General features: G+C 34.0%; 15 protein-coding genes and 1 pseudogene. 2 read left to right on the top strand and 14 right to left on the bottom strand.

All coding sequences use genetic code 11. From position 1 onward, the window contains the following. Positions 1 to 62: 62 nt before the first annotated feature. Complete coding sequence (locus tag AC22L0_RS19695) at positions 63 to 596, bottom strand: NAD(P)H-dependent oxidoreductase (RefSeq protein WP_000855231.1); 534 nt, start codon at positions 594 to 596, stop codon at positions 63 to 65. A gap of 124 nt (positions 597 to 720) precedes the next feature. On the opposite strand from AC22L0_RS19695, the gene AC22L0_RS19690 reads away from it, so the two are divergent. Beyond that, entirely contained in the window at positions 721 to 1044 is a 324-nt protein-coding gene (locus AC22L0_RS19690) for a winged helix-turn-helix transcriptional regulator (protein WP_001072981.1), read from the top strand. A gap of 193 nt (positions 1045 to 1237) precedes the next feature. On the opposite strand, the gene AC22L0_RS19685 is transcribed toward AC22L0_RS19690, so the two are convergent. The 9 genes and pseudogenes from AC22L0_RS19685 to AC22L0_RS19645 form a co-directional block, all read right to left on the bottom strand. After that, entirely contained in the window at positions 1238 to 2038 is an 801-nt protein-coding gene (locus AC22L0_RS19685) for a hypothetical protein (protein WP_044584716.1), read from the bottom strand. A gap of 301 nt (positions 2039 to 2339) precedes the next feature. Continuing rightward, the gene (locus AC22L0_RS19680; protein WP_000660066.1) at positions 2340 to 2615 is read right to left on the bottom strand and encodes an ArsR/SmtB family transcription factor; all 276 of its coding nucleotides are present in this window, start codon (positions 2613 to 2615) and stop codon (positions 2340 to 2342) included. A gap of 250 nt (positions 2616 to 2865) precedes the next feature. Further along, positions 2866 to 6213, bottom strand: coding sequence for a trifunctional glycoside hydrolase family 18/polysaccharide deacetylase/glycosyltransferase family 2 protein (locus tag AC22L0_RS19675; protein ID WP_487272413.1), 3348 nt, complete (start codon positions 6211 to 6213; stop codon positions 2866 to 2868). A 172-nt stretch (positions 6214 to 6385) separates the two neighbouring features. Continuing rightward, the gene (locus tag AC22L0_RS19670) at positions 6386 to 7771 is read right to left on the bottom strand and encodes an anti-sigma factor domain-containing protein (RefSeq protein WP_087965014.1); all 1386 of its coding nucleotides are present in this window, start codon (positions 7769 to 7771) and stop codon (positions 6386 to 6388) included. Beyond that, complete coding sequence (sigI, locus tag AC22L0_RS19665; protein WP_002101143.1) at positions 7761 to 8483, bottom strand: RNA polymerase sigma factor SigI; 723 nt, start codon at positions 8481 to 8483, stop codon at positions 7761 to 7763. The genes AC22L0_RS19670 and sigI overlap by 11 nt, the downstream gene beginning before the upstream one ends. 582 nt (positions 8484 to 9065) lie before the next feature. Further along, positions 9066 to 9827 (bottom strand): glycosyltransferase family 2 protein, encoded by a 762-nt coding sequence (locus tag AC22L0_RS19660; protein ID WP_000141004.1) that lies wholly within the window; start codon positions 9825 to 9827, stop codon positions 9066 to 9068. A 178-nt stretch (positions 9828 to 10005) separates the two neighbouring features. Then, positions 10006 to 10200 (bottom strand): annotated as a pseudogene (locus AC22L0_RS19655) (hypothetical protein); the annotation flags it as partial. 40 nt (positions 10201 to 10240) lie between these two features. Then, positions 10241 to 11725 carry a WD40/YVTN/BNR-like repeat-containing protein gene (locus AC22L0_RS19650; protein ID WP_023901655.1) on the bottom strand — a complete coding sequence of 495 codons (1485 nt, stop codon included), beginning with the start codon at positions 11723 to 11725 and terminating at the stop codon, positions 10241 to 10243. 173 nt (positions 11726 to 11898) lie between these two features. Then, a complete protein-coding gene (locus AC22L0_RS19645) occupies positions 11899 to 12378 on the bottom strand; it encodes a GyrI-like domain-containing protein (RefSeq protein ID WP_000801038.1) in 480 nt (159 codons plus the stop codon). A 109-nt stretch (positions 12379 to 12487) separates the two neighbouring features. Between AC22L0_RS19645 and AC22L0_RS19640 the strand changes: the two genes are divergently transcribed. Further along, positions 12488 to 13450, top strand: coding sequence for a helix-turn-helix transcriptional regulator (locus AC22L0_RS19640; protein WP_087965016.1), 963 nt, complete (start codon positions 12488 to 12490; stop codon positions 13448 to 13450). Between the two features lie 136 nt (positions 13451 to 13586). Here AC22L0_RS19640 and AC22L0_RS19635 read toward each other — a convergent pair whose 3' ends face one another. The 4 genes from AC22L0_RS19635 to AC22L0_RS19620 form a co-directional block, all read right to left on the bottom strand. Continuing rightward, positions 13587 to 13958, bottom strand: a complete 372-nt coding sequence (locus AC22L0_RS19635; protein WP_070756828.1) for a DUF805 domain-containing protein — start codon at positions 13956 to 13958, stop codon at positions 13587 to 13589. Positions 13959 to 14254: 296 nt separating this feature from the next. Continuing rightward, positions 14255 to 15004: an ABC transporter permease gene (locus AC22L0_RS19630; protein ID WP_087965018.1), complete on the bottom strand. Its 750-nt coding sequence runs from the start codon at positions 15002 to 15004 to the stop codon at positions 14255 to 14257. Continuing rightward, on the bottom strand, positions 15005 to 15766 hold the full coding sequence (locus tag AC22L0_RS19625; protein WP_087965020.1) for an ABC transporter ATP-binding protein: 762 nt from the start codon (positions 15764 to 15766) through the stop codon (positions 15005 to 15007). A 170-nt stretch (positions 15767 to 15936) separates the two neighbouring features. Continuing rightward, positions 15937 to 16278: a DUF1048 domain-containing protein gene (locus tag AC22L0_RS19620; protein ID WP_000891986.1), complete on the bottom strand. Its 342-nt coding sequence runs from the start codon at positions 16276 to 16278 to the stop codon at positions 15937 to 15939. Positions 16279 to 16281: the final 3 nt, after the last annotated feature.

The raw sequence follows: 16281 nt of genomic DNA, 5'->3' as shown, positions 1-16281 counted from the left end.
TTAGTGAATATAAAAAGAATATAAAATATCCATTTACTTTACAAGTAAATGGATATTTCCCATTATATATTAGAATACTTCTTGTTCATCACATATTGCACATACTCAGGTGCACTTTTATCAATCTCTTCATCACTTAGTTTATATTCTGCACCATATAAATAAAAGGAAGGTATAAATTCCATACCTGTGTATAAGCATGTAGCTTGGAATGGTTTCGTCAACTCATCCATTGTAATTCCACTATTTTCATAGTCTTTTTCTAATCCACCTATAGAAATAGCTACACCAAATTCTTTCCCCTTCACTTTATCTCCTTTAGATCCGTACGCAAATCCATATGTTAATACATCATCGAACCATTTTTTTAATAATGGTGGTGAGCTGTACCAGTAAAGTGGAAATTGAAATATATATCTGTCATGTTCTACTAATAACTTTTGCTCTTCTTCAATATTAAACTCCCAATTCGGTGCCACTTTATACAATTCATGCACCGTAATTTCATCCGAATATTTCTCAAGTTCTTCAATCCATCTTTTATTAATTTTTGATTTTTCAATATCAGGATGTGCTACAATTACAAGTGTTTTCATCTTTTTTCATCCCCTTTATAAATTATTCAACCCTTTACGTATTAGTATGAATGAGTCACATATAATTGAAAAGTACGTACTTTAAAGTGCTATAGGAACCTTAAAGTACCTGTGGAGGTGTTATATGAATCAAAATGATAATTGCCCAATTGCAACAACACTCGATGTAATCGGTGGAAAATGGAAAGTTCATATTTTATGTATTTTGTCGGATGGAAAAATGCGAACAAATGAAATTAAACGAGAAATCCCAAACATTACACAAAAGGTTCTTACACAACAACTTCGGCAACTTGAAGCTGATGGGATTATCTATCGTACCGTATATCAAGAAGTTCCACCAAAGGTTGAGTACACACTAAGTGAATACGGAAAATCTTTAATGCAAATAATGGATAATCTGTTTGAATGGGGAAAAGATCATCAGATTAAAAGATTACATGACTAAAAAAGCACTATATACTTTGTTTAATCCTCTACGTTCATATTTTTTATTTCTATAAAGTTTATTTTCATCATTTTTTAGCTAACTTGTTTTCTTAGATTGATGGACGTGACCCCACATCCATCAATCTAAAAAGATACAATTAGAAAAATGAGATTTCTATAAAGTTTCGCATATAAACACTACTTCCGCCTCATTAAACGCTCGCTCTACTTTTTCTAATCTCAATTGTACGTAAGCTATAAAGAAGCACCCCTAAACCGAGAATTTTTTCATTATTAGACGCATTAGAACCTAAGGTAATAGTAGGTACATTTAAACCCATGAACCTTTCACTCCATTCTATAGGCATATATCCCTGCTTACCAATCGCTAATGTACGTCCGTCTATTGTACGGAGAGTACTTTGAATAAAATCAAACTCAACTTCTACATCTGACAATTTTGTGGCTTTATCTGTCATCAAAGTACCTCGTATCATAGTAAATCCTTGTATCATTTTTTCTTTAAACATACCAATTTGGTTATAATTCGAGTCATAAATTACCCAATCATATCCGTCCACTTCAGTATGAAAATAAGCTAGAATTTCCCCGCTACTCGTTTCTAATCCGTAAACATCTTTATTATGTAAAAAAGGTATTACTGAAAAAAGAATATTTGATGAAACCATCTTTGTTCCTGCTATATACTTACCATCAGGATGATATAAACCAAATTGCTTGTTTCGTTTTGGTAATTCTAATACAACTAAAGTATCAACATCCCAAAATGTTGCATTACTTTTTATCATATTCTTTTGTATCAACTTTCCTTTTCTTAACTGCCAAAATCCAATTCCCAAAAAGATAGAAGCAGCGATAACAAAAAATATAAACTGCCCCCAATTAATATGTCCCCAATCTTCATATACAGCGCATAAAGCAAGAATAAAAATACCCGTCCCAATTAACAGTTTCATCTTTCCTTTTCGCTTATAGTAATCAAATAATTCCATTTCTATATCCCCCTTATTTCTGTTCCCCAACTATTAATATATCAAAAACATAGAATGCCCTCTATTCAAAAATATAAGTTCTTCCACTGTCCAGTTCATTGGAAACAAAGTGATAGTCGACCTTTTGAGCTCAAACCCCTGAGAAAGAATAAAAGCGAAATCAATATTTTTGTATTTTAGAGATAATACCCTTTCACCATCAAGCTAATAAAAAGATACTCCTTAAAAATAAAAAACGCTATTCTCTCTGTAAAATCATAGAAAAGAATAGCGCTTTTTATTTTGAAATAGAAATCATCATTTAAACTAAACATGCTAATATTGATTTTGTGCGATTGTCAGTTACCTCATAATAAATTTCTAATCCTTTCCGAGTACCTGTAACCATTTTAGCAGCTTTTAGTTTAGATAAATGTTGACTAATTGTACTTTGAGGCATTTGTAAATCCCCATACATTGTTGTTACATTAGTAGGACCTTTTGCAAGCATTATTTTTACTAAAGATAGACGAACTGGATGCGCCAATACCTTTAACACCTCAGCGATTTCTTGAAACATTTCTTTTTTTTCTTTCATCTTATTTCTCCCCTTTTATATACATATTTATGTTATCCATATATATAATTCGAAGGTATATGCGTTTTTGTGTCCGTCATTTTAAAAAAATATAAAAAAACTTTAATCCGAAACTAAAGGATTAGCTTAACATAATGTCTCACCATTAATGATGAATAGGAATCTCATTATAGAAGCAGCAGTTTTTATACTACAACTCTACATTCAACTAACTAAAACCAATGAAAAAAAGAGCAGATAGTCTGCTCTTTTATGATGCCTCCTTATGTTCCGTGGAATGTTTAACACTCCCCAGTCTCTTTAGTTTATTCCACCCTACCGCTACTCCTCGAAGCGATGAGAATATAGATTTAATGACAACATAAGTCATAAATTGGCGATAAATAAAACGTTGTAAAATTAACCATGCCAATGGTTTTGGGTTCTCTTCCTCTAATTTAAATGCGAACAGAGAAGCGAGAAGATCCATTAAAAAGAAAACAAGATAAAATCCTAAAACTTTTAGCGGATTACTACTAAATAGTCCTATAATCATTAATATATCTGCAAAAGGAGCAATGAATTGCAGCACATATTGGAATAACCACATATTAGGCAGTGCAATAAATCCTAATGTTTTATGCTTTGGATTACATAACGCTTTTCGATGTTTCCAAAGACATTGAAGTGTACCATATGACCAACGATACCGCTGTTTAATGAGACTTTTCACATCTTCAGGTGATTCCGTAAAAGCATGCGCTTTTTCTTCATATACAATTCTATGCCCTTGACGTAAAAATGTAATAGTAAGATCCGTATCTTCTGCTAACGTATCTTCGCTTAAATATCCAGATTCAACTACATTCTTTTTGCGCCACGCCCCAATAGCTCCTGGAACTACTGTAATACAATTTAACTCATCAAAAGCTCTACGTTCTAAATTAAACCCTGTAATGTACTCAACATGTTGCCAAGTAGTTAACAAATTCCGTCTATTCCCCACTTTGACATTACCTGAAACTGCAGCTACATTCTGATTTTCAAAGTGTCTAACCATTAGAGAAATGGCGTCTTGCGCAATAATAGTATCCGCATCTAAAGTGACAATGATTTCTCCTCGCGATTGTTGAAACCCTAGGTTCATTGCCGATGATTTCCCGCCGTTTTCTTTCTGAATGAAACGAACTTTAGGGTGTTTATAAAATGTTTCTTTCATTACTTTTGACGTACCATCTGTCGATCCGTCATCCACAACAATAACTTCAAATTCTCTATAATTACTATCCAAAATTGAGTGAATTGTCTTGGCTATCACCTTTTCTTCATTATATGCTGCTATGGCAACACTAACAAAAGGTTGATAGGACGAATTAATATAGCGAGATAACGTTTTTCTTTTCTGCTTCCATGCAAAATAAATTAAGAATAAAAATCGAAAAATCCCTAATCCAATAGCAATATAAAAAATAGTTGTTAATATATGCTTAAAGTATCCTGCCCCTGAAAAGACAGCTTTATTGTAAAGCAAATATTGCTTCCCCTCAGAAGAAACAGGAGGCATGATTTCATCTCGTTCTTTATTCATTAAATCTGAAATTGTTACAAAACTATATCCATGCTTTTTTAGGTCTTTAATAATAATTGGGAGCGCCTCTACTGTATGTGTACGGTTCCCTCCCGCATCATGGAGAAGAATAATATTTCCCTCTCCCTTATAAATGGGATTAAGAGCACGCTTTACTAATTCATTTGTTGATGGTATTGCCCAGTCTTCGGGATCAACTTTTTCCGCTACCATTGTATAGTTCATATTTTGTGCACGTAAAATAGGCAATATTTCATTTGTTGAATCCGGGTTAGCATCCGCTTCATATGGCGATCTAAATAAAACCGTAGAATGTCCAGTTACTTCCTGAATTAAACGTTGCGTCGTATTAAGTTCTACTTTCGTTCGTAGTAAAGACGTATCTGCTATGTTAGGATGCTTGAAAGTATGATTGCCAATTTCATGCCCTTCATCGTATATTCTTTTTACAATACTAGTATTTAGTTGCGCGTTTTCACCAAGTACAAAAAAAGCAGCTTTTATTTGATTCTCTTTTAATATATCTAATATTTCTGGCGTATATTTCGGGTCTGGTCCATCATCAAATGTTAATACTACTTGTTTCCCATTTGGTTTTCCATATCGTTGCACTTCATATGCAGATGGTAAGGATTGATATACTTCATCTGTAATATAATCATCTTTGCCTACTTTAAAATCTCTCAATCCATTTTTTCTTTCATTCTCAATCTGTAAAATTTCACCTTGTCCAGAATAATTCACTTCATCTAAACTACTGATTTTATGTAATACATTAGGATTTTTTTGTACCTCAATAGGATTTTTTAAAACTTTCCATATTGTAGGATCTTCTGCTCCTAATCTCCATAGCGCAAACCCCTTTGCATGATTGTCCATTGCGATTTTCACTTGATTATAAAGAGTAACACCGTCTAAGAACCAAGCAGTATGTTCTTTCTCTCCTGTTTTATATCTAAAATACGGATTTCCACTCACCTTATCCCATTGAATTTTTATATTTGAATCATGAGCCATTGCCATAGCTTCTGAGAAAGTCATAGACTTTGCAGCTTCTTTACTATTTACTTCCCAATCATATCCATAGTTACCGAAAGCAACTATAAGTTTATTAGACGGAATATTCAGTTCTTTTAATGTATGTTGGAACCATTTATTTGAAGCAATTGGTCCTGGTTCCCCCGCTCCATAGTGCTCATCGTACATCATTACAATCATTCGATCTATTATTTTTGCTAACGCACTATAATCAAAAGCCTTATCATTAGCTGGAACATCTTGTGTAACGAGCAAATCATGTTCATGAAATTCCTTAGTAAGTTCTTTCATAAAATTTGTTAAGTTTTCTCTATCACTTTCAGGTACGGCCTCAAAGTCAATATTAATACCTGAAAACTGATTTTTTTTAACTTGGATTACTAAATCATTAATAAACTTTGTCTTTACATCGTTTGAGGAACTCAGTAACTTATGAATTAGCCCACTATCAGGACCAGAAGCTTCCTCAGTATAGTTAGTAAGCAAAGGCATAATCTTCACTTGATTTTTTTCTGCCAACTTTACTATCTCAGGTTTTATCTCACTTCTAATCGTTAAATCTGCTTTTAAATGATACCACTCTGGTACTAACGTAGTTAATGAATCGATATTTTCTTTTAAAGAAGCGGTACTATTTTCATCCCAGTTTACATAAAAACCATACACTTCTTTAGGATGTTTACTATCCTTCGGCGGATTCACCAAATTTTTATTATCCTTTGTTTCGGTATTTGGGTTAAATGCTTCCTTCTTTAACTGCTGATCACTAAGTTTTTGATTAATTGGTACAAGTTTAGTATCTTGTTGTACAGCGGTATTCATATTTGGAATTTCTGGTGTTGAAAAAATACTTTGAAAGAAAAAATAAAATACAACACTTACACTAACTATTGAGATACATAGAAACCAAATAAAGGCTATGTTTCTCCTTCCTTTCGGATCATAAAAAACAGGTTTTTCTTTATCTTTCTCTTGTTGAATGTTTTTCTCCATTATATTTTTCACATACTCCTTCTTAATAGAACTATAGAATATTAAAGTGCAACTTTAATCAGTGGGGGTTTTGTTCATCCCCCACTAATCATCAGCCCTCACCAATCGGCCTGCCCAGCAAATAGCGGAATAAATCCTTTTAGCTTTGAAGTGAATCTCTCACTTCCATATTCTATTGATTCTTCTTTTCATTCCCTTGCTGGTGGCCTCTATTTTCTTGTTGAGACCCCCTACCATTGTTCCCTTGCTCGTTTCCGTCATTTTCTTTCTGGGATCCTCTTCCATTGTTCCCTTGCCCATTTCCATTATTCCCTTGTTGAGATCCTCTTCCATTGTTCCCTTGCTGATTCCCATTATTTCCTTGTTGAGGATCTCTTCCGTTGTTCCCTTGCCCATTTCCATTATTCCCTTGTTGAGACCCTCTTCCGTTGTTCCCTTGCTCATTTCCATTATTTCCTTGTTGAGATCCTCTTCCATTGTTCCCTTGCTCGTTTCCGTTATTTCCCTGTTGAGATCCTCTTCCGTTGTTCCCTTGCCCATTTCCATTATTTCCTTGTTGAGATCCTCTTCCGTTGTTCCCTTTCCCATTTCCATTATTCCCTTGTTGAGATCCTCTTCCGTTGTTCCCTTGCTGATTCCCATTATTTCCTTGTTGAGCTTCTCTACTGTTATTCTCCTGTTGATTCCCTCTATTTTCTTGCTGAGATCCTCTTCCATTGTTTTCTTTTATTTGCTTCGATGGCTGTTCCTCTGTTTTCTTTTGTTCTTTCTGCTCTTGCTTTTCATATTTTTTTTCTTTTACAGGAGACAAATCGAGTGTTGCATCAGGAGATGACTCCGGGTGTGATTGCACTTCTTCTTCGTTTTCCACCGGATTAGACGGGGTGACAGGAGGCGTAAGTGATTTGTTCTTCTCATTCTCTTGCTTTATATAAACACCTGTGCCAATTCCAGCTTTTCTAGCATTCTCTCGTATTTGCATTGTGCTACTTTGATATTCAACTGTAATATGTTTTAGCTCATATTCTTTCTTTAATTCTTTCATTGCCTTTTCCAAAAGTGGTTCTAGTGCCTTGTCCTTTGCAACAGCTGTTAGCATAACTTGCTTATCATTCGTTAAATACTTATCCTCTTGACTTTGCTTTATAATAGTACGTATTACTTCTTGTAATTGTTTATTTTCCCATTGCTTCAATTCTTTTAAAATACGCCTTCCATCATCATTACAAGCCTGCAAATCTATAACACGAAAATCCTTTGTTACGCTCACCTCTAAACTTGGATTTATATCAACTGAGACGTAAGCAAATACTTTTTCTTCTGGTTGGTTGTAGAAAAACAGCACTGCAAATAGAAAACAAGCAACAAGTATTGATGCAGGCTTTAAAAAGGAAGGAATCGAAAAATACGATGCTTTTTGTTCTTGCTCATCAAACGAGATTTCCTCCCCGATTATGCAAGAATCCCCTTTTCTTTTACACGTAATAAACTCTCCATTTGGTGTTAAAACAACTACGCTATGCTTTTTTATATCCATCACAATTCCTTTATTCATCATGCTTTTCCCCTCTTATGTAATCCAGAATATATGTATAGTTGTTTGCAAAAATAATACACATTGCAATAATGTATTTTCTATGTCGTTCCAACGTTTTACGACTTACCCTAACACGCGGTTCAATCTGTTTAAGCGGTAACTTTTTCTTTCGGAACAGCTCTTCCATCATTTCCTCTTCTTTTATAATTATTTTCACAATTTCTATTAAGTGCTCACGTGTATCACGATGCTTAGGAGATTCTTTAGCAAGCTCTGAGAATGTGATTTTAAACTCAGCTAGCACACTTTGAAAATGAAGAATTTCCTCCTTACGGTTACTATTTTCCATCTCTTTCATATACTCCGTAAGCGACACTTGCATTTCTAACATTTCCTCTTGCTCATCTTCTTTTAAAAAGACAAAGTTATGTTTAGACTCCTTACGTATATAGTCAATTACATCTCTTTTTATAAGAAGATCAGCAAACGCTAAAAAGGATTTTCCTTTTGTATAGGAATACTGTTCAATTGCTTCGTTAAAGGCAAACAATCCAATGCTATATTCATCATCCTGTTCTGTAATATATCGACGGCAGACAGATGAGATTGATTTTCTAATAAAAGGCTGATACTGTACGATAAACGCTTCTTTGTCTTCTTCGTTGTTTTGTATGTTACATACGATATCTTCTATTTTCGGTTTTCTTAAGATCTTCATTACTAAACTCAACACTTGTAATCTCCCAGCCTCCTTCAAATAGCAAAATGGCCACTACACAAGTGACCATTTAACCAGATTTTCTTGGTACTTTTCTTCGGTCTTGTTTTCTTGCTGTTAGTTATATTTTTCGAGTCTAACTTTTCCCAACGTTTTCTTAATAATTTTCCTTTTCTCTCGGCACTAAAGTTAAGTTTGTATTTTTATCTACTTTCTTATTTTCTACCGTTCGTTTTGCTTATTCTCTTTCTATTTTATCTGCAATCCTTGAATAACTCTTCTCTATATAATTGGTAATTTCATCCTTCCATTTTGGATGCCACTTAATCTAGTAATTTTATTAATACTTCTATATTCTTTCATAGTCATTTTTCTTCTATTTATTTTTTTCACTATACATATTCGGAGGAGTACAAAGTTTTATGGGGGTCAAAAAATATTTTCATAAAAAAATACATATTTATTTCAAAAATAAAAACCATCAATTTGAAAAAGGGTAATCAAATTGATGGTTTTCTTATAATATCTATTAAATTAAGTTGGATTCTCATTATATCTAAAAAAGCACTAACTATTTTCTACTGGTTTTCTCCATTTTTATCTTTCTTGGTTATCATAATATGTCTTATCTGCGTATTTTCTATCATTTCCTTTTAGATAAGCTAAAATTACTTTTGGATTTTTAAGTAAAGTCCAGTCTCCATATGTATCAAATCTTCTGCATGAAGTTATCATTCCATTTTTAATAGTACCGAATTTCTTATTATTTTTCTTTCCCCATTCTTTTAACCGTTTAGCGAAATCTGCATCTTCTGCCATAAGCATGTTTTCATTAAATCCGTTAATTGCCATAAAGTCTTTTCTATAGCACCAAAAAATCCCTACAGATATAGCACCGTACTTAAAAAGTAAGGGGATGATTATTAACATTGCGGAGAGAAATATTCCTAAAGATATTCTTTCAAACTTTCCATTTACCCCACCACCAATGTATTTACCTGAAGCTAAATATTTATCTACATTAAACAACATAGACTCTGTCATTATGGTATCAGCGTCTATAGTGACGATTATTTCTCCATTAGCTATTTTAGCCCCTGCATTTCGAATTTTAGATAAGTTTTTATCGTTATTTTTCAATGTAACACAATTATAAGATTTTGCTATTTCCTCTGTTTTATCTGTGCAACGATTTAAAACAACTATAACTTCCGTTTGCTCTTTATATGCCTCTGATGCCTTTGCAATTGAATCTAAACATTTTCTAATGTACTTTTCTTCATTGTGTGCAGGAATTATAATAGAAAACTTCACATCTTTTTTCAAATTGACTCCTGAAGATTCGTTTGTCTCAGTCATAATATGCCCCCCTTATTTTATAAGGTAAATATCTGTTATACATAACGTATATTAAAATTCAATAAATTATATGATAGGAACTGCAGGTAAACTATTACTTGAGTATTAAAAAATAAAAACGTTATTCTTTCTAAATAAGCAAAATTACTAGAAAGAATAACGTTTTTTATTAGTTACATTAATATTTTATTCGTTGCTTTATTTCTTCAAAACGAGCATGTATAATTTTTCTGATATCTGGATGATTCTTATATAAAGTAACAGTATACATGATGGAAGATGCAAGAATAGTAGACCATATTAACCAACCTCCAGCATGAGAAAGAACTTTAATTATTTCACTCGTAAATTCTTCCTGTCCGTCATGAAATGTATAGCTGAGTAGTTACCTTATTTTTAAAAAAACATTCTGATTATTTCTTTTTCACTTCTTCTACAAATTCCCATGTCTCTCCGTTATCTTTTGATTGATAAAGTGCACTACTATCGCCATTGTAGTCTCCATCTGCCCCTTGTCCAACTAACATATTAAAAACCCCATCTTTCTCATATGGCATACTAGGAGAATCAAAAGGACTTATTGTGGACTGTGTATGATCTAATTTCACTTCATGCGGCGGATATTCTACCTTTTTGAAAGATACTCCCCCATCATCTGTGCGATATAACTCTCCTTCATTACCAGAAGGCCTAATTGCTCCTAAAAACCCAAGTTTATCATTTATAAAAATGATTCCTGATACACTACCAATCCCCCCATTAAATGGGTCTGGATTGATAACCTCCCATGTTTTCCCTTCATCACTAGTCTTGCTTAATGAATAAAAAGCGCTCCCTAATGCTTTATCTGTCATATTTAGTTTATAACCAACTTCTTTCGATAGGAAAAACTGTTCTTTTTCATTCTTTAAATCTTGTTGTTCCTTCTCTTTAAGCATATCTTCTTTTGGAGGCGTCTTTGATTTACTCCAACTTGCGTCACTTATTAAATTATATCTAGCAGGGACTAGCTCTTTCTCTTTTCCAGGGACAAATATAGATACAGTATATCCAATGATATCAGAAGCTGCTTCTTTAACACTCTGCCTCTTACCATCCTCAGTAATATTAATAATTCCCTCTGTATTGGATCCCCAATTTCTTTTTCCATAATAAATCAACCCATACTTACTTTCATTCCATTTTTTGACCGTTTGCTTAACTGGGATCGCCTTAACCGTTTTAATTAAAGGTTCTACTAATTTATCATCATTATAATCAGGCTTTGCATATCCATCTCGTATTATAGTAATATCTTCTGATTTCTTCTTATTATAAGAGATTAAATAAGTTTCTTCTTTCCCATCAACATTTTTCCCATAAACAAATGTATCAAACGCTGTGATTGTTCCATCTGAATGAAATGTAAGATCAAAATCAGTTGCCATATACAATTTCTTTGGCAAAGGATATTTTTTATTTATATCTTCAAAAATACCTTCTACTCCAGATTTATATATATTATTATGTTTAAGTTTAACTGACCTTTCATGTTTTAACTTTTCTATAAACCATGCCAATTTGCCATTGTAATTTATTGCACTTTTATAAATCTGCATCCCATAAAATGATGTAATTGCAACAATAATGATAATAGAAATGGATCTCCATGCTATTGAATTTGTTAATTTTTTAGATTCATATTCTCTATTTTTTATCACCCGCATTGTAGTAAATGTAGTTATGGATATAAAAAGTACTATACATAATAACAAAATGTAAATATTATAATTCATTCTTCCGTACTTACAGTATAAGGCCAACTCATAGCAAAAGATCCCGTATACAATTATTAGTATTGGATTTGTTACTAATGACAGAAGTATCCTTTTTGTATTTTCTCTAAATATAGAAACCACTCCTAATTATATGAATTACTGATATTAAGTATACTTTATTGTAAAGTAACAAAAAAGCTATTTAATCTTGCCGCAAAAAATACAATAGACATATGAATATTATATTCATGTTAAAAAGGCCAACAATCCAAGATTGTTAGCCTCTACTTCCCATATTCGTATCTTTTATCACTTTACTTCCTTACAACTGGAATCCACATTTCACCAAACACTAAGCCGTTTCTTTTCCCCATCTCAACCGTCGTATTTGGTCCACCAACATAAGCAAACTCATTTGCATCTGGTAAAGCTTGACCGAAGGCGATGCCAGTCAACTTATTACTTAACTCTTCAGCTGTTTTGTCTTCCCCTTTTACTACTAAGTATTCTCCCCTCGGAAACTGAATCACTCTAGATTCTTCTTCTATTTGTGCTTCTGTCATGACACCCGCATAATACATCATTTTGTTATTCACCGCTTCGCTCACAGAAAAAATGTATTCATTTGTCGCTAAAGCTTTTAAAGTGTCCAGCCTTCCATCTTCTTTAACAGCCGACCAAAAGTCTTCCTTTTCTTTATTTATTCCAGCAAAGTCTGTGTACTCACTCTTAATTTCAGTTCCAATACCTAACACAATAAAGCTATCTTTTTCTTCTATAGTATAATTTTTCATATACAAAACCTGCCTCTTTTTTTATTAATCAAACGATTTATCTTTTCATCTGATACGTTTATAATATCTTTAAACCATGTCAAAAAATGATACTGTTTAGGAGACCAAAATGAAAAAAGTTGAACGGATCAATACAATTATGCGATATATTAACAACCGCTCTCACTTTACAATTTCTGAAATCATACGAGAATTTGACATATCACGATCGACAGCTATTAGAGACATTAGAGAAATTGAAGCTATGGGAATGCCACTTGTCGCTGAAGTTGGGAGAACGGGTGGATATTTTGTTATGCATAATTCTATCCTGCCCGTTGTTCGCTTTACTGATAATGAAGTGAAAGCTCTTTTTATTGCCTTTATGGCTACGAGGAATCAACAACTTCCCTACCTAAAGAGTCGTCAATCTTTAGCCGAAAAACTACTAGGACTCATCTCAGAAACCCAGCAGGATGACCTTGTTCTTTTAAATCAACTCTTGCTGTTCCAAGGAACTAATCCTCATAATCCCGATCTACTTGAGCTTTCTGATCTCCCCCATCCTATGTTAGAAAAACTCATTCAAATCCTTCTTTTGGATAACCATTTATTGATTACCATTAAAAAAGATGAAGAAATTAAGTCTTATCCAATTTATCTATTACACCTTTATCAAGAAAAAAGCCATTGGATTATTGAAGGATTTGACTTAAAAGAAGAAAAGAAGTTAATGTTTCCTGTCGATGATCTCATCAATATCGAACCATACACGACGAATAAAAGGCTCAATAAGAAAAAGATTTTAGAAAAACTAAGTAAGAAGGCTGAAGCAATTAACCTTGTACTTGAACTTGGTCCGACAGCAATTGCCCAGTTCAAAAAATACCATCCTTTAAAAATTTCAATATCTTATACTAATCCTTACCAATCCACAGCCATTTTAAAAACTTTTATCAATGTTAACAATCCCGATGAAGTGACGGAAATAATAAATTGGCTGCTTTTTCTAGGGAAGGATATTACAATTAGGGAAATGCCTGAAGAAATATTAAAAGATTTACAAGAGCGATTATGTTTATATTCCCCATAAGTAGTGATCAGTTAAACCTCAAAATATTGAGTTTAAGCGATCACTACTTAACGAGGCTTCTATGAATAATACAACAAAAAAGGTAGGAACTAACTTTTAGTTCATACCTTTTATATTAGAGTTTTCTATAAACACATTAAATTGCTTGTTTAAGATTTGAATGTGGATTTGGTCCATACTTATTCTCACCTTCATCACTTTCAATGATACAAAACACAAGTAGAACCGCTCCTCCAAATGGCACAAAATTTAATAGCTGCCACCATCCTGTTTTTCCACTATCATGTAATCGACGAGCTTCCACTGCCAGAGTAGGAACGATAAAAATTGTTATATATAGCAAGGTAATATTGGCTCTTAAGTAAAAGGCCGACGAAGAATAAGAGGCCAAATATATTAATGACCAAAACGTAACCTTATTAAATAAAGTAAAAATCCAGTACTCTTTTCTCGTAGCTCTCCCACTAAATTTCGCATAGTTTTTGAGAGTATATAAATACCATTTCATTTGAACCTCTCCCTTTTTCATCCCCTAAACGATTAATTTATACATTATATACCTTATAAGTATAAATATAACACATCACTACGATAACCTCTATATTTACACGGAATATTCCGTTTATTAACAAGTCATTTTAGTTAAGTGTTAACATACCATACAGGCATGTGTATTCAATTTGTTATTCTCCTATTTACTTTAAAACTACTACAATTAAGCGAAGTATGAATGAATTATTAAAGCACGGAAAATCTTCCCGTGCTTTTTCAAAAAAATATATTATTCCGGATGATTTCATTCACTTACCCTAGCTGACGTTTAAATGCTTTACTAGCAAAGAAGCAAGCAATAACCATAATTCCGACGCACCAAGCGAGCGCAATCCAAATATCGTTTCCAACAGTTCCTTCATATAAAAGAGCACGAATCGCATTCACGATTGAAGTTACAGGCTGATTCTCCGCAAACACACGAACAATTTTTGGCATCGTTTCGGTAGGTACGAAGGCTGAACTAATAAATGGAAGAAAAACTAGTGGGTACGAGTAGGCTGTCGCCCCTTCCATAGATTTTGCCGTCAGCCCTGGAATGATAGCCAACCATGTTAGCGCTAACGTAAACATTCCTAGTATCCCAGCTACTGCAAGCCAATCTAGAATATTCGCACTGGAACGGAAACCCATTAAGAGCGCAACAAGAATAACCACCACGATAGTAAGTACATTAGCAACAAGAGAGGTTAGAACGTGAGCCCACAATATCGATGAGCGCTTAATAGGCATCGTAATGAAACGTGCCATCAGCCCACTCTTTACATCCGTAAAGAGTCGCACGGAAGTGTAAGCTACACCGGATGCGATAGCCATTAGCAAAATTCCCGGCAATAAATAATTGACGTAGTTATCTGTTCCTGTCTGTATAGCCCCACCAAATACGTATACAAACAATAGCATCATCATAATCGGTGTAATCGCTACCGTAATAATTGTATCTGGACTACGCATAATATTGCGCATTAAGCGCCCAAGTAATACCCCTGTTTTGCTTTTCATTTACATCTCCTCCTTTTTGCCAATGATCGCAAGGAATATTTCTTCCAATGTAGGCTGCTTCTCGATATACTCCACTTTTGCCGGTGGGAACATCTCTTTCAGTTCAGTAAGAGTACCTGTCGTAATAATTTTTCCGCCATGCAAAATTGCGATACGATCAGCCAGTTGTTCTGCTTCCTCCAAGTACTGAGTCGTAAGCAAAATAGTTGTACCACTATCAGCAAGTTCCTTGACTGTATCCCACACTTCGATCCGCGCTTCAGGATCGAGTCCAGTCGTTGGTTCGTCAAGAAAAATAACTGCTGGCGCCCCAATCAAACTCATCGCGATATCAAGCCGGCGCTTCATCCCACCTGAATACTGATCTGCCCTTTGGTTTGCCGCATCAGTCAGGCTAAATCTTGCAAGTAGATTGTCAGCAACTTGAGCGGGATTGGAAACACCACGTAGCCTAGCAATCATTATCAAGTTTTCCCTCCCAGTCAGCATACCGTCTAAAGCTGCGAACTGCCCTGTCAAACTGATACTTTGACGAACATGATTTGGTTGACGCTGTACATCAAATCCGCAAATACTTACTTCACCACTATCTTGCTTCATGAGTGTCGAAAGGATGTTGACCGTTGTCGTCTTTCCCGCTCCATTTGAGCCTAGCAGCGCGAAAATTTCTCCACGCTGCACCTCAAAATCTACCCCTTTTAAAACTTCCTTGTCTTTAAAGGATTTTTTCAAGCCTTTTATAGAAATCGCTGCATTACTCATACTTTTTTCCTCCCTATAAAAATGTTTTGCGGAGATAATTTATTTACCTCTATCTATTTAGTACCACTGATATTCTGTATCACTTAGTACCGAGCTAAAAATATAACTGAATAGCTATGGTGGCAATTCATATGTGTAACCAGCTAATCAGTCGGTATTACTTATTCCATTTATTTTTTTCTCAATTTCTTCATAATACTTTCATTCAAATCTTCACGATACTTGGAGACGTAAGTTTTAGCATTTGCCACTAGTTCGTCAGCAAAGGAAGCCACGTCATCCCCAGTAATGTCAAGCACTTGTCTTCCTTCTGCTGCACCAGCTTCAAACAAATCGATTAATTCATACTGTATGTGTAACATATCCATCCCGTTACCCGCTGAGAAATTCCACATGTAGTTTTGAATTTTCTTAAATACAAATTGGTAGTCCTCTGGCAGAGCCTCAACTCGTGCCATCATCATTTTGTACTCTTTTTTATCACCAATTAACTTTTTAAACATTTCTAACATCTT

The organism is Bacillus sp. LQ01, assembly GCF_057624735.1.
This window is presented reverse-complemented; position numbering and strand designations above follow the sequence as displayed.

Coding starts and splice junctions, on each gene's coding strand:
- AC22L0_RS19695 (WP_000855231.1), bottom strand. CDS start 596: ATGAAAACACTTGTAATTGTAGCACATCCTGATATTGAAAAATCAAAA.
- AC22L0_RS19690 (WP_001072981.1), top strand. CDS start 721: ATGAATCAAAATGATAATTGCCCAATTGCAACAACACTCGATGTAATC.
- AC22L0_RS19685 (WP_044584716.1), bottom strand. CDS start 2,038: ATGGAATTATTTGATTACTATAAGCGAAAAGGAAAGATGAAACTGTTA.
- AC22L0_RS19680 (WP_000660066.1), bottom strand. CDS start 2,615: ATGAAAGAAAAAAAAGAAATGTTTCAAGAAATCGCTGAGGTGTTAAAG.
- AC22L0_RS19675 (WP_487272413.1), bottom strand. CDS start 6,213: ATGGAGAAAAACATTCAACAAGAGAAAGATAAAGAAAAACCTGTTTTT.
- AC22L0_RS19670 (WP_087965014.1), bottom strand. CDS start 7,771: ATGATGAATAAAGGAATTGTGATGGATATAAAAAAGCATAGCGTAGTT.
- AC22L0_RS19660 (WP_000141004.1), bottom strand. CDS start 9,827: ATGACTGAGACAAACGAATCTTCAGGAGTCAATTTGAAAAAAGATGTG.
- AC22L0_RS19645 (WP_000801038.1), bottom strand. CDS start 12,378: ATGAAAAATTATACTATAGAAGAAAAAGATAGCTTTATTGTGTTAGGT.
- AC22L0_RS19640 (WP_087965016.1), top strand. CDS start 12,488: ATGAAAAAAGTTGAACGGATCAATACAATTATGCGATATATTAACAAC.
- AC22L0_RS19635 (WP_070756828.1), bottom strand. CDS start 13,958: ATGAAATGGTATTTATATACTCTCAAAAACTATGCGAAATTTAGTGGG.
- AC22L0_RS19630 (WP_087965018.1), bottom strand. CDS start 15,004: ATGAAAAGCAAAACAGGGGTATTACTTGGGCGCTTAATGCGCAATATT.
- AC22L0_RS19625 (WP_087965020.1), bottom strand. CDS start 15,766: ATGAGTAATGCAGCGATTTCTATAAAAGGCTTGAAAAAATCCTTTAAA.
- AC22L0_RS19620 (WP_000891986.1), bottom strand. CDS start 16,278: ATGTTAGAAATGTTTAAAAAGTTAATTGGTGATAAAAAAGAGTACAAA.